This is a genomic window from Spirochaetia bacterium, from assembly GCA_022482625.1.
Classification (GTDB): Bacteria; Spirochaetota; Spirochaetia; order Sphaerochaetales; family Sphaerochaetaceae; genus Pleomorphochaeta.
Genome location: JAKVOU010000001.1, coordinates 900,240 through 912,965 on the forward strand (window position 1 = coordinate 900,240; position 12,726 = coordinate 912,965).

12 protein-coding genes, 1 pseudogene and 1 riboswitch are annotated in these 12,726 nt (G+C 41.9%); of the genes and pseudogenes, 12 read left to right on the forward strand and 1 reads right to left on the reverse strand.

What is annotated here, in order from left to right; translation table 11 throughout:
- The first annotated feature begins 23 nt into the window (after positions 1-23).
- The 12 genes and pseudogenes from LKE40_04075 to LKE40_04130 all read left to right on the forward strand — a co-directional run bounded on the left by LKE40_04075 (position 24) and on the right by LKE40_04130 (position 10,655).
- Positions 24-383, forward strand: a complete 360-nt coding sequence (locus tag LKE40_04075) for a NifB/NifX family molybdenum-iron cluster-binding protein (protein ID MCH3916638.1) — start codon at positions 24-26, stop codon at positions 381-383.
- 3 nt (positions 384-386) lie between these two features.
- A complete protein-coding gene (locus LKE40_04080; GenBank protein MCH3916639.1) occupies positions 387-1,217 on the forward strand; it encodes an ATP-binding protein in 831 nt (276 codons plus the stop codon).
- Positions 1,214-2,081, forward strand: a pseudogene (locus LKE40_04085) (ATP-binding protein). The gene LKE40_04080 and the pseudogene LKE40_04085 overlap by 4 nt, the downstream one beginning before the upstream one ends.
- Positions 2,082-2,167: 86 nt before the next feature.
- The gene (locus LKE40_04090; protein ID MCH3916640.1) at positions 2,168-3,016 is read left to right on the forward strand and encodes a hypothetical protein; all 849 of its coding nucleotides are present in this window, start codon (positions 2,168-2,170) and stop codon (positions 3,014-3,016) included.
- Between the two features lie 326 nt (positions 3,017-3,342).
- Positions 3,343-5,004 carry a hypothetical protein gene (locus LKE40_04095; protein MCH3916641.1) on the forward strand — a complete coding sequence of 554 codons (1,662 nt, stop codon included), beginning with the start codon at positions 3,343-3,345 and terminating at the stop codon, positions 5,002-5,004.
- Positions 5,005-5,071: 67 nt separating this feature from the next.
- Positions 5,072-5,953 carry a hypothetical protein gene (locus tag LKE40_04100; GenBank protein ID MCH3916642.1) on the forward strand — a complete coding sequence of 294 codons (882 nt, stop codon included), beginning with the start codon at positions 5,072-5,074 and terminating at the stop codon, positions 5,951-5,953.
- Positions 5,953-6,465 (forward strand): NUDIX domain-containing protein, encoded by a 513-nt coding sequence (locus LKE40_04105; protein ID MCH3916643.1) that lies wholly within the window; start codon positions 5,953-5,955, stop codon positions 6,463-6,465. The genes LKE40_04100 and LKE40_04105 overlap by 1 nt, the downstream gene beginning before the upstream one ends.
- A gap of 105 nt (positions 6,466-6,570) precedes the next feature.
- A riboswitch (Fluoride riboswitch) is annotated at positions 6,571-6,644 on the forward strand.
- 125 nt (positions 6,645-6,769) lie between these two features.
- Positions 6,770-8,311, forward strand: coding sequence for a DNA mismatch repair protein MutS (locus LKE40_04110; GenBank protein ID MCH3916644.1), 1,542 nt, complete (start codon positions 6,770-6,772; stop codon positions 8,309-8,311).
- On the forward strand, positions 8,308-9,549 hold the full coding sequence (locus tag LKE40_04115; protein ID MCH3916645.1) for a DNA mismatch repair protein MutS: 1,242 nt from the start codon (positions 8,308-8,310) through the stop codon (positions 9,547-9,549). Before LKE40_04110 ends, LKE40_04115 begins: the two co-directional genes overlap by 4 nt.
- Positions 9,550-9,614: 65 nt before the next feature.
- Positions 9,615-9,809, forward strand: a complete 195-nt coding sequence (locus LKE40_04120; GenBank protein ID MCH3916646.1) for a hypothetical protein — start codon at positions 9,615-9,617, stop codon at positions 9,807-9,809.
- A gap of 95 nt (positions 9,810-9,904) precedes the next feature.
- The gene (locus LKE40_04125) at positions 9,905-10,357 is read left to right on the forward strand and encodes a class I SAM-dependent methyltransferase (GenBank protein ID MCH3916647.1); all 453 of its coding nucleotides are present in this window, start codon (positions 9,905-9,907) and stop codon (positions 10,355-10,357) included.
- 76 nt (positions 10,358-10,433) lie between these two features.
- Positions 10,434-10,655, forward strand: a complete 222-nt coding sequence (locus LKE40_04130) for a hypothetical protein (protein MCH3916648.1) — start codon at positions 10,434-10,436, stop codon at positions 10,653-10,655.
- 53 nt (positions 10,656-10,708) lie between these two features.
- Here LKE40_04130 and LKE40_04135 read toward each other — a convergent pair whose 3' ends face one another.
- Complete coding sequence (locus LKE40_04135; protein MCH3916649.1) at positions 10,709-12,319, reverse strand: sensor domain-containing diguanylate cyclase; 1,611 nt, start codon at positions 12,317-12,319, stop codon at positions 10,709-10,711.
- Positions 12,320-12,726: the final 407 nt, after the last annotated feature.

The window sequence follows — 12,726 nt, forward strand, 5'->3', positions numbered from 1 at the left end:
CATCATCACATAAGGAGTAACCTATGAAAGTAGCAATGGCAGTAACAGGAAAAGACTTGGACTCCAAAATCAATCCGACATTCGGCAGGACACCCTTTTTCCTCATCTACGACACAGAAACAAAGAAAGAGACCTACATAGACAATCCTGCAATGAACGCCTCCGGCGGAGCAGGCATACAAGCAGCACAGGTTGTCATAGATACAGGAGCCGACACCGTAATCGCCTATCGATTCGGTGAAAACGCAGCCAAGGTATTTGAACATGCAAATGTAAAAAGTTACAAGGCTACAGAAGGGACGGTAAAGGAAAATATTGAAAAACTCGAAAGTAATGAACTTAGTCCATTACAGGAAGTCCACCCTGGCTTCCACCACGCCTGACCCATGCAGATAGCAGTACTCAGTGGCAAGGGAGGAACTGGAAAGACCTTTGTTTCAACCAACCTTGCAGCAGTCATTGAAAACTCGACTTATTTGGATTGCGACGTTGAAGAGCCTGACGGCAGATTGCTGTTGCACCCAGTCAGCATACAGACAGAAAAAGTAACAAAACCCATGCCTCAGGTCAATGCAGACAAATGCATAGGTTGCAGGGCTTGTGTGGATATCTGCAGATTCGGAGCATTGGCATTTCTTGGTGGGAAACCTATGGTATTCCCAGAAGTATGCCATAGCTGCGGAGGATGTACCCTTGTCTGTCCGACAAAGGCAATGGAAGCACATCCCCATGAAATCGGTACAATTGAAACTGGTACCTCAGGGAATATGGAAGTCGTAACAGGCATCCTGTCCATAGGAGAAGCTTCTGCCGTTCCCTTGATCAGCGCTGTCCTGAAAAAAGCAAAGGGAAATACCATTATCGATTGCCCACCAGGAAGTGCCTGCAGTGTCATGGAATCCATCAAGGGAAGTGATTACTGTGTCATGGTTGCCGAGCCCACAATCTTCGGACTTCACAATCTCAACATGGTATATACCTTGGTCAAGCTTTTCCACAAACCCTATGGAATCGTCATCAACAAATGTGAAGACGACTATAACCTGATCGATGACTTCTGTAAAAAAGAACACATTGAAGTATTGCTGAGAATTCCCTTTGACAAACAGACAGCACAGGATACAGCAAGAGGAAAGCTAGCTGTACGGCAAAATGCAGCAATGAAGCAATCATTCATGTCCCTTGCAGACAAATTGAGAGAAAGGACAAAAAAGTGAAGAAGATATTGGTACTGTCAGGGAAAGGTGGCACAGGAAAGACAACCATCACCTCTGCCCTGATTACCCTACTCTCTATCAAGGCCTATGCTGACTGTGATGTCGATGCACCAAACCTCCACCTTGTCTGTGATGACAATCATTGGGAGAAAAAAGACACTCCTTTCTTCGGTATGCCGATATCACAGATAGATACTGCAAGATGTACAGGCTGCGGGCGTTGCCTGCCAGTCTGTCGTTTCGATGCAATAATCAAAAAGGGGAAATACATATTCCGTAGACCCATATGCCTGTGAAGGTTGCGGTGTCTGTCAGTATGTCTGTCCTGAAAAAGCAATCAGCGATGTACAGAATCAAAGTGGTACCTGCAGTGTCCATAAAGGAAATGATACAATCTTTTCAACGGCACAGCTGACCATAGGCAGCGGCAACTCAGGAAAGCTCGTCTCGCAGGTAAAGAAAAACCTTGAAGATGCATGCCAAGACATCAGTTATGCCATCATCGATGGTTCCCCTGGCATCGGCTGTCCCGTCATAGCCTCACTTTCAGGTGTAAATCTAGCACTATTGGTCACCGAGCCGACTGCAAGCGGATTAAGTGACTTGAAAAGAATCGTACATACAGCCAGAATCTTTTCCACATCCATGGCAGTCTGTATCAACAAATATGACTTGGACGATGAAGGTTGCAAGAGCATTGAAGCTTATTGCAGACAAGAAAAGCTCCCGTTGGTCGGTCATATCCCATATGACAGGGAAGTATCAAGAGCCATCAACAGAGGTGAAACCATAGCAAAAATCGATTGTCCCGCCAGGACTGCCATTGTAGAAATGGCAACAGAACTACGGCCGTTATTACGATAGTCTCTTTTTGAAACAACTACCGATAGCTGACGAAAAGCTTTTTTTTTCGTATCTTATAGGTAAGAAAATTTGTTTCAGGAGACAAAATGACCGATTATTTCCAGCAATTGATATTGGAACCAGACATACGGGATCTTAAGGAGTTTGCCAGAAGACAAGATCTCATTGCGAAATTCCAAAAAGAAAAAAGAGATGCTTTCAATAGACTCGGCCCTTTCTCCCTCCCTGCCCTTGTCTATGAAGGGCGACTTTATGACCTTTACACAGCTGAAGGTGAATATGACACGGCTTTGCAATCAGCAAAGACAATCTACCAGGGACTTTCACATTCCAAAGAACAAAGCAATGACAGCGTAGTCGAAGCATTCCTCAATCTTGGAGAATCCTATCTCAATATGCATGACGTGATGAGAGCCGGTGCCATAGCAGCAAAAGCGAATCTATACACCACGGGGAAGACAGAACCACAGTACCACGAACTGATGGCTCGGCTTGCAAAAGCCAACGGAAGCAAGGACAAGGAATTGTCCCACTATATTGAAGCATACAAAACTACAGTAGCGAACCACGGTGGCAATAACACCCGTCTCAGCAACCTGCAGGCAGCCTTGGCCCTTTGTTATGAAAAACAGGGATATTTCCAGAATGCTACCTATAACTATACCATTCTGCTAAGAGATGCCGACAAACTGGAACTATCGGCAGAAGAAAGGATTTCCTTGGAAGCCAGAAGAGCTTACTGCCTATCAAAAAACGGGCAACCTCAACTTGCAAAACAATTGATGGAATTGGCTTTGGCCAAAGCAAAGGAACAGCTGAGACCAAAGCACCCTACTACCATCAGAATTGAAAAACTGATGGAACAATTTCCCATTCCCGATGATGCAGATTCCTTTCCCCCTGCTTCTGTTACAGAGCCCCCACTGAAAACATAGCATCTTTTCCTGTCTTGTGTCTGTCGTTTTCATGTGTTCACAAAAGAAAGGTTGCAAACAGCGTGTTTCAAGTTTATGCTTACAGATGTAAACTTGTAGTGTTGTATTATTTACCAGCTTACAAAGGTCAGGCAGCACATAGCATTCAATCTTTTTGACTTATGGGAAAACAGTCTCTATACCTATGTGGGACTTGACAGTTTTTCAAGATTCTGCCTGATGACAATACCACGAGCTGACAAAGAGGGTTCGGGGAATCCTGGATTTTGCAAGAGGAGGACGGCAAGTATGGATACATATTTCCAGTTGCAACTTGCCAAACATAAATGACCAGACGACAGCTAAAGAAAATATGCTATGTTTCCATTCTTATTACAAGTGTCTTGTTCAGTCTGACAGGATGCAAGAAAAAACAACAGGCTGAAGCAGAGGTTCCTGCCACACAGACCGTCGTACAAAAAGAAAAGATTGATGTGCAACCAGCCGTGAAGGAACCAGTCCCAGTAACAGCAGAATCAACTTCTCAGGAAAAGGCAGCTACTGAATCAGTTACAAAACCTCAAACAGAACAGACATTGCAATCTGACACACAAACTGCAGTAACGCAACAAAGCGCCCCCGAAAAGGAACAGAAATCCCAACAGTTCTTCAAAGCCTCAGTCTATGGATTCCAGATAAAGGATGGAAAGCTTTATCTTAATGATCTGTTGCTCAGTAATTCACCGGTAGCACAAGACACTGCCGATGCTACTTCAGAAACCTTTGTCCTTGACGACGGTGCAAGCCTTTCTGCCAAAGCAGATGGAACAATCCTGGCGAAGCTTCCAAATGACATCACCATACAGACAGACCATCTTTTCCAGACATTCCAGACAAGTTTTCGTACCTTGCTGATTACCGATGCACCTATAACTTCATTCGTAGCAAAAGACAATGCCTATGACTGTTCTTACGGTTCCAAGCTGTCAATGCAAGATGCCCCAGAATCATTGACAGTAACGTTTGGCAGACTGAGTATGGCTATTTCTGCAGAATCGGCAACGACCTACTTTGATTCCATGCAGGTGGAAAATTCAAAAGTAGCGGCATTCACGGCAAATACCAAAGGCTTTGTACTCACCTACACAGATGGAATCAAAATCTCAGCAGATTTAGACGGAAACTATACCTATACGTTCTCCAACGAAAACACAGTGAATGTTTCCTCTGACAGCATGGAAATCAACAACAAGGCTACAAAAGCCCAGCTCAAAGGGACGTTTGGAAAAGCAACAGCCGATGCTTCTGCAAATACAATCACCATTGTGACAAACAAGGAAGATACAGCTACCATCGATATGGAAGGCAACATCATCATACAAAAACCTGAAGTTCCTGCAGAACCGACCATCGAACCTGTAACTGAAAAGGAAGAAGCTCCTATAGAACAAGACAAAACCGCTTCACAGGAACCTGTCGCTGCACAACCACCTAAAGAAAATAATATACCTGATGGCGAAGATATCTTTGCAGATATGGCAATGACTACAAAAATTGAAGCACCCTCACAATGGACACTGACCGCAGACCTGGAACCTGACTTATACTGGCAGAAAGACCTTGGCATAAGCATAGGGGGTACGGTCAATGTAGGATTTTCTTATCGTCTGGACAAAGACCTGAAGACAGGCATATCACTCGGATATACATATGGCACCATCTATGATTCCAGCGATGATAACCAACGCATGAATCTCAGGGCATTCATACGCAAGGATTTCCAACTGTCCATTCCAATATACGTACAGGCAAGTGCAGGTTTTATAATCAATCTCTTTTCTTCCGTTTCAGCAACTACCCCAGTCGTATTAGGCATTGAGACAGGCACCACATTTCATATGGCAGACAAACTTTCACTGCTGGTCGGCATCGGAGAAGACTTCATGCCTTCCACGGATACAATAGGCAATACAGTCTACGGGAAAATAGGAGTTGAATATTCCCTATGATATGTCGAATCCATAGAACAGAAAATCGAGTCTTGGGTTATTGTCCTGCAGATGGTATAGTCTTGCCATGAAAGCAGAAACCCTAGAACTTACATCAGCTTCAAACGGAGGGAAAAGCCTATACGACCTGAGACAACAGGTCACCTTCTTTTTGTCAGATCTTCCGCTTGAAATCATTGCATTTCATCTTTCTGCCTATCTGCAGGCAATACTGGGGCATGGCGGCAAAAGGAAAAGTGAGACGACGATCACAGCTTCTTCCTTTGCTACAGTATTGGCCTCTGGAAGACATATTACGACTTGCAATGATATCGAAGGATGGCACTTGGAGTCATTACGGACAGCAACAGCCACAATTATCCCTATCCTGCGTGAACAGCAGCCTACGGAACTGTTTGCCTGCTATCAGGGAAACAGAGAAAAACAGGCAATCCATCCGAGGCTGTTCTTATCAAGCAACAACAGCTTGGATTGCCTCGACAATACTTTATCTGCAGGATGTCGGCTTGATGAACTTACTGCATGGTGGAAAAAAGAAGAAGAACAGAATGCGCCACAGTTGTCTCTCTTGCGGCCCGTCGTACAGAAAGCCATGCCTGCCCATTGCTATCTCCAGGTCCCCAAAAAGAGTTCGCAGTCTGATCTTACCCTGACAGGACGTTTGCTTGATGGTGTTCGGCTGAATCTGCTGAACGAACAATGCAAGGACAGACTTTGCATCATCATGGATCTTGCACGGCGTTTTATCCTGGCAGGAATCGGTTGCAAGCATCCTTTTGAACAGGAAGGCTTAGTCCTCATGTTCGGCATAGAGCCATCTTTCCCTTCTTTGCTGCTGTCACTTTTCCCCAATTTGCAGGTACTGGCAACAATTTCCAGACTACCACAACCACAGGATGTAACTTTTTCCTGTATGGTCTATGATGGCAGGGAATTGGAGGAAAAATAATGGACTATTGCATGGAATGCGGTACAAAGCTGGAAGAACGCTTTCTCGAAGGAGAAGGCAACGTACCTTATTGCCCTACTTGCCAGCAGTTCCGTTTCCCGGTTTTTTCAACTGCAGTCTCCATGGTCGTGCTGAATCCAACCATGGACAAGATATTGCTCATCCAACAATATGGACAACCCTTGAATGTTCTCGTTGCAGGGTATATCAGCAAAGGGGAAAATGCCGAGCATGCTTCCCATCGTGAAATAATGGAAGAAATAGGCATTGAGGCCAAAATGCTTTGCTACAACAAAAGCGAATACTATCCGCGGACAAATACAATTCTGTTCAACTATACGTATGTTGCAGCATCTGAAGATCTGAACCATACGAACAGAGAAGTTGACAAGGCCGGTTGGTATTCCTTTGGCGAAGCAAGGCAAGTCATCAAGAAAAATAGCCTTGCAGAGAATTTCCTACGTTACTATTTGGACAAAGTAGAGAATACAGGGAAAAAGAATCCGTGCTGAAACATCAACGTGCAGGAACCTCCAACTATTTCCTTTAAAATTCTTGAGCAACAGCAAGTATGATTACCATATAGTTGAAGCAGACCATGGATATATGGTAGTATATCGGAGAAAGGGAAAGAAGTTCTCCCACGGCTATGCCGAAACCGCTTGTCAAAGCTGATGACTTCTGTGTCAGGCAGAATCGTCAGTTTTTTTGTTTGGTAAGGTCCATTTTTTATCTTTGTCATAAAAAAGACATAATCTGCAAAAGGTGCTCCATAACAAAACGGAATTGTGATTCTGCCCTGAAAAGGGAGTAACTATGTTTTGTAGCCTCTTGTTCCTTACACGGCAGCAGTATGACCAGCCACGTCGTACAGATATGCCAGACTATTTCAAAGACCTGAATCTTGATCAGATATTTGAGCCGATTCTGAAATCAAAGCAAAGATTCAAACTGGAAGAATTCTTTTTCACTGTACTGCATGACCCAGCCATCATTGCCTATAGGCAGGAAATCATGCAGGAAATGGAAAATATTGATCTCCAAGTTTTACTTTCCGAGTTTTCAAAAACTATCTATGGCCTTGGTTATTATATGGAAATCCTCCGAAAAGAATTATCCAAGACAGATGTGCACAGCAGTTATCTTGACAAAGGACATATGCTGGATACTGCAGATGAATATTGCCACATTGTCTCCGCACTTTCACAGAAACTTTCAAGCATAACTATCCATTCACAGGGTCTGTGTCACTTCACCGAATATCTTTCTGCTTATGAAAGTTCAGAGCCTTATATGCAGCTCAAGACCCAAGTAAAAAAACTTCGCAAAGAACTTTCTACTGTACATTATTGCATGTTAATCAAAAACGGGACCATCCGTGTCCGTAAATACGAAAATCAATCTGACCATTCAAAACAAATCCTTTCAATCTTTGAAAAATTCCGCCAAGGAAACGTAAAAGATTATCGGCAGACTTTTACCGAAGAACCTTCTGCTGTACATGTCGAAACTGCTGTATTGGATTTGGTTGCAAGACTTTACAAAGATATATTTACAGACCTTGATGGTTTTTGTTCCACATTTCTTCATTTTGATGACAAAATACTCCTTCGCTTTTCAAGAGAATTACAATTCTATCTTGTATGGCTTGAAGCAATCCGTCCGCTTCGAAAAGCAGGTCTCTCATTCAACTACCCAGCAATCTGTGATACTCCCGATTGCATATATAACCAAGGAGGATTCGATCTTGCCCTGGCATTTTCACTTGAAGGGAAAACCATTACAAATGATTTTTCATTGCACACACCGGAACATATTTTGGTCATCACAGGGCCTAACCAAGGAGGAAAGACCACCTTTGCCAGGGCTTTCGGCCAACTGCATCATCTTGCTTCACTTGGTCTCTGTGTGCCAGGGGAAAAAGCTGCAACATATCTTTTCGATAATATATTCACCCATTTCGGTAAAGAAGAAGATATATCTACCCTGAATGGAAAACTGCAGGATGACCTTATAAGGCTTCATGATCTGCTAGGAAAAACCACTTCAAAAAGTATTATCATTGCCAATGAAATTTTCTCTTCTACAACACTTTCAGATGCACTTTACTTAGGCAAACAGATGATGGATGCATTTGCTTCATCGGGATCACTTGCTGTGGTCGTGACATTTCTGGACGAATTGGCCTATCACGGTACTGATACCGTCAGCATGATGAGTACAGTCCAGCAGGATAATCCTGAGCAACGGACCTATAAAATCATCAGAAAGCCACCAGACGGCCTGGCTTATGCTCTCTATATTGCAGAAAAACATGGATTGACCTACAAGCAACTCAATAAGAGGCTTAAAAAATGAAAGTACATCTCATGTTCCGTAACAAGGATTTTGAAGAACAGAAACAGTGTTTCTGTAAAGACACACTGGAAACGGACCTTGCACTGACATGCATGCTTTCGGCAATGTCACAGAAAGACGATGTCGTTCATACTACCTGCAGTTCTGCATTATTCAGTCCGTTGCAGCCCCTAGAGGAAATCCACTACCGTCAGGAAAATCTACGTGATGCACTTCAGAATCCTGATGTGATACGACAGCTTTACGATATTACAGTCAAGACAGAACAGAAAAAAAGGAATTCCTTGCAATGGCTATTTCATTCAGCTTACCTCTCCAGCACATTCTCAAGTGCCGTCAATCTCTTACAGTTATACACCAAGGTATTGATGGAGCTACGCCAAATTGCAGATATCAATCTATCCTATTTCCATTCAGAGGGATTCCATAATCTGTTCACTATGTTCCAGCAGGAATTGAATGATGAGTACTTTATAGAGGTACAATCTCATCTGGATGCATTGAAAGAGGATAATGAAAGCATATTGATCAGTGCTTCACTCGGCAACTATATGCAAGGGGTCAATTATGTACTTCGTCGCAAGATTCCCAAAAGATTTTGGTGGCGTTGGCATGTTGCTCCGTCGTATACCATAGCACCTCGTGATGATTCCGGAGCAACAGATTTGAGCATGCGGCGAGGCAGGGCCATCAATGAAGCAACGAATGCACTGGCACAAGCTACGGAACACATAGAATGTTTCTTCGCTATGCTGCGCAGAGAGCTGGCCTTCTATATCGGCTGTCTCAACCTTGCCGATAAACTTCATGAACTTGGTATGCCTACCTGTATCCCTGATCTGCAATCTATGGAAAGTACTGATCGCTCTTGGCAAGGGCTGTATGATATAAGCCTCGCGCTTACAAAGGATAAAGCTGTTGTAGAAAACAATTTGGATGCAAAAGACAAGCAGTTGTATATCATCACGGGGGCCAATCAAGGCGGTAAATCCACTTTTCTACGTAGCGTAGGACAATCTCAGCTCATGGCACAATGCGGTATGTTTGTAGGAGCTAGCAGTTCTTCACTACCTCTCCGCAAGGGTGTCTTTTCCCATTTCAAAAAAGAAGAGGATACAACGATGAAAAGTGGTAAACTGGATGAGGAACTGGCACGTATGAGCGAACAGGCAGACCATCTGGCAAAAGGAGACCTGATGCTGTTCAATGAGTCCTTTGCGTCAACGAAACGAACGTGAAGGTTCAGAAATATGCCGACAAATTACACAGGCTCTGATTGAAAACGACATAGAAGTTTTTTTCCGTGACTCATCTTTACACGTATGCCGTTGCGTTCATGGAAAACACAAAAACACAATATCTTAGGGCCCAGCGATTGGAAGCTGGAAAGCGAACCTTTGAAATTGTTCCTGGCAAACCGTTGGATACAGCTTTTGGAGAAGATTTGTATCATAAAATCTTTTCTATCCCCAGGACGATACTACAGGGAATCGCCTAGCATAATCAGATACAATCTTGGATGAGATTATACAAAGAAGAACAGCAAGTTGCTAGTATATAAAAAAGGAGACAAGCAAACAAGGAAGTATGGCAATGGAATGGAATCCTGGACTTTGTGACCACAAGCACGGCTTCGTATCAAAATACGGCGAAGACGTCGTAAATTTACTTGCTCCCCAAAAAGGTGAAAACATTTTGGATGCCGGTTGCGGTATCGGTAATCTGACCAACCTAATAAGCGGTTCAGGCGCTGATGTCATCGGAATCGACAATTCTGAAGAAATGATAAAAAAAGCCCACAAGAAATATCTCCAGCTTAAATTAGCCATAAAATCCGTAGACAACCTTGGCTATGAAAATAAATTTGACGCTGTTTTTTTCAAATGCAACACTTCATTGGGTACTGGAAAAAGAAAAAGCAGCAAAATCCATTTATGCCAGTCTGAAAGCTGGTGGAAGATTCGTCTCGGAATTCGGAGGAAAGGGAAATGTCAACAATATAATTTCGGCATTGAGAATTTCCCTAAGAAAACACAAGGCCCTTGAAGCCGCAAATAAAGTCATCTGGTACTACCCTTCCTTATCGGGATATACTTCTCTACTCGAAAAAAATGGCTTTCGAGTGACATTTGCAACTCATTTCGACAGGGCAACACCACTGGATGGTAGCAATGGGATCAGGAACTGGATCCGTATGTTCGGAAAACCATTCTTTGAAGGTCTGGATGATGCAACTATTGAAAACATCCTCGCTGATGTCGAAAAACAAGTCAAACCGACAAATTTCAAGAATGGACAGTGGTTTGCAGACTATGTACGCTTAAGGATCATGGCAATCAAGTGAATTCGTCTGTCCTATCAATCTTTGCTTTCATATTGCCCCGAAGTTCTGAATAACTAATGTTTATTCAAAGAAGCAGTTGCCTGTTCTTTTTTCATTTGCTGTTTATGCTGATACATCAGTTTGTCAGCTTTCTGTACCAATGCATCGACACCCATATCATTGTTTTCCTTAATGTCCAGACAACCATAACTCACACTCCATGGTATAGAACAGTTCACTTCCCTACCCTTTTCTCCAAGGATTGAGTTGATCTCAAGAAGATGTTCCTTAGCCATCGAAAGGGATTCCACCTCACAGACAGCGAGAAACTCATCTCCTCCAAACCGAGCGATTCTGTCACTACCATGCATAAATTGTCGCAGTACCCTGACAAATGTACTGATAAACAAATCTCCTTTGTCATGTCCAAGCTGATCATTGATTCTTTTTAGGTTGTTCAAATCAAAAAAACAAAGAATAGGCGAGGCCCCAGCATTCTGGCTTTTATCTATAGCTTGTTGGATAAATTTGAATCCAGCTTTCCTGTTGTAAGTTCCCGTCATGATATCGCGAGTAGCGTCATGATACAATTGTTTATGTAATTCTATGTTTCGTTCTTCCTTACGAGTCCACAGATATGCCAATAGTAATATGATTGGAATTGCCACAAAAGCCAATAATAAAAAAACTTGCTTAGCCAAGGAAATATATTTTGCCCAACGGTTCGGCGAAAGTTCGGCAAGTATAAATAACTCTGGACTGTCATGACCAATTGAAAAAGTTTCGAACTGTGGATTCGTATTTAACTCAAGAATCTTGAATACTACAGGGTTAGAGGAGTCAACCAAAGAAAAGAAGTCTAGACGATGTCTATAGGTATAAAGTCCAGAAGAATTCTGCACCATCATTTTCCAGAGATCGGGATTTTGCTGTTCAATGTTTTTCCCAATGAAACTTTTCAACTCGCTGTCTTCACCTACTACACTACCTAAGCAGTTGCCATGTGAATCTATCACATGAATGATACATTCTTCTTCATAGGCAAATTTGTGTAACAAGGCTTCCACATCATCGGCAGACCAATCGAGAATGAGAAAACCAAGTGGGTCTGAAGTTGTTTTATCATAAACTTTAACTATATACCGAATGTTTGCAGGAAAAGTTTCATTTAGACTGGTCAAAACCATATTGAGATTTTGCGGATACACATGGATGTAATCTTTCTGGAAATTTTGGAATAAAGAAAAAAAAGAAAAAGAATTATCAGCTGTTTTCTGTATATCGTCATTGTATATAATTTTTATGCCCGAATCATCCCTTTTGATTCTCAGGAATTCTGTACCTGATGTATCAAACAATTGTATGGAGCGATAACCTTGATGACTTTGAAGTAATGAAGTAGCAATGTTACTGAAAGCATTTATAGCCTTTGGGTTATTATAGAAAACTTGGTCATTTCCCCCAACACTAGCAAGAAAAAAGACATCTTCGATAACTGTTTCTTTTCTTTCTGACATCCGGGTAATGAGAACCTGTAAATGTTGAAGTTCATTCTGCTCAAATACAATACGTTTTTCATGATTGGTAAATACATATACGGCAAACAACCATAGTATTAGTATTCCCCATGACAGTATAAAAAGAAGAAAAGTACGCTTAATAACAAATACCGATATTTTTTTCATACGTTCTCACATCAAAGAAATTCACAAAATAATCTATCCGACTAAAACCACCTGTATTTAAGCACCTTTTTAGTATATCATGGTAAAACTCTATTGTCTTTCATATAATTCATAAATATGCAATATATTTCCTAATTATTAAATGCATTCGTCATAATGCCTACGATAATTAGCGTTATTTCCGTCGATAGTTCCTCTATTCTGATAGCATGAAAAAACCATTACTCAGTATATCAGGCAATCAACATGTCATTCTTAACAATACTATACCAGAATTTATTTTATCATAAACTTTGACAATATACCGAATATTTACGGAAAAGTTTTCATTTATAATGGACAAAACTAAATAAAACCATTGTATATATGATATGAGTTTTTACAAACTGTAAATCAAAAGTGTCAAT

What these genes read in the sequence shown, in the direction of transcription:
- LKE40_04075 (MCH3916638.1), top strand. Translation starts at nt 24, where the DNA reads ATGAAAGTAGCAATGGCAGTAACAGGAAAAGACTTGGACTCCAAAATC.
- LKE40_04080 (MCH3916639.1), top strand. Translation starts at nt 387, where the DNA reads ATGCAGATAGCAGTACTCAGTGGCAAGGGAGGAACTGGAAAGACCTTT.
- LKE40_04090 (MCH3916640.1), top strand. Translation starts at nt 2,168, where the DNA reads ATGACCGATTATTTCCAGCAATTGATATTGGAACCAGACATACGGGAT.
- LKE40_04095 (MCH3916641.1), top strand. Translation starts at nt 3,343, where the DNA reads ATGACCAGACGACAGCTAAAGAAAATATGCTATGTTTCCATTCTTATT.
- LKE40_04100 (MCH3916642.1), top strand. Translation starts at nt 5,072, where the DNA reads ATGAAAGCAGAAACCCTAGAACTTACATCAGCTTCAAACGGAGGGAAA.
- LKE40_04105 (MCH3916643.1), top strand. Translation starts at nt 5,953, where the DNA reads ATGGACTATTGCATGGAATGCGGTACAAAGCTGGAAGAACGCTTTCTC.
- LKE40_04110 (MCH3916644.1), top strand. Translation starts at nt 6,770, where the DNA reads ATGTTTTGTAGCCTCTTGTTCCTTACACGGCAGCAGTATGACCAGCCA.
- LKE40_04115 (MCH3916645.1), top strand. Translation starts at nt 8,308, where the DNA reads ATGAAAGTACATCTCATGTTCCGTAACAAGGATTTTGAAGAACAGAAA.
- LKE40_04125 (MCH3916647.1), top strand. Translation starts at nt 9,905, where the DNA reads ATGGAATGGAATCCTGGACTTTGTGACCACAAGCACGGCTTCGTATCA.
- LKE40_04135 (MCH3916649.1), bottom strand. Translation starts at nt 12,319, where the DNA reads ATGAAAAAAATATCGGTATTTGTTATTAAGCGTACTTTTCTTCTTTTT.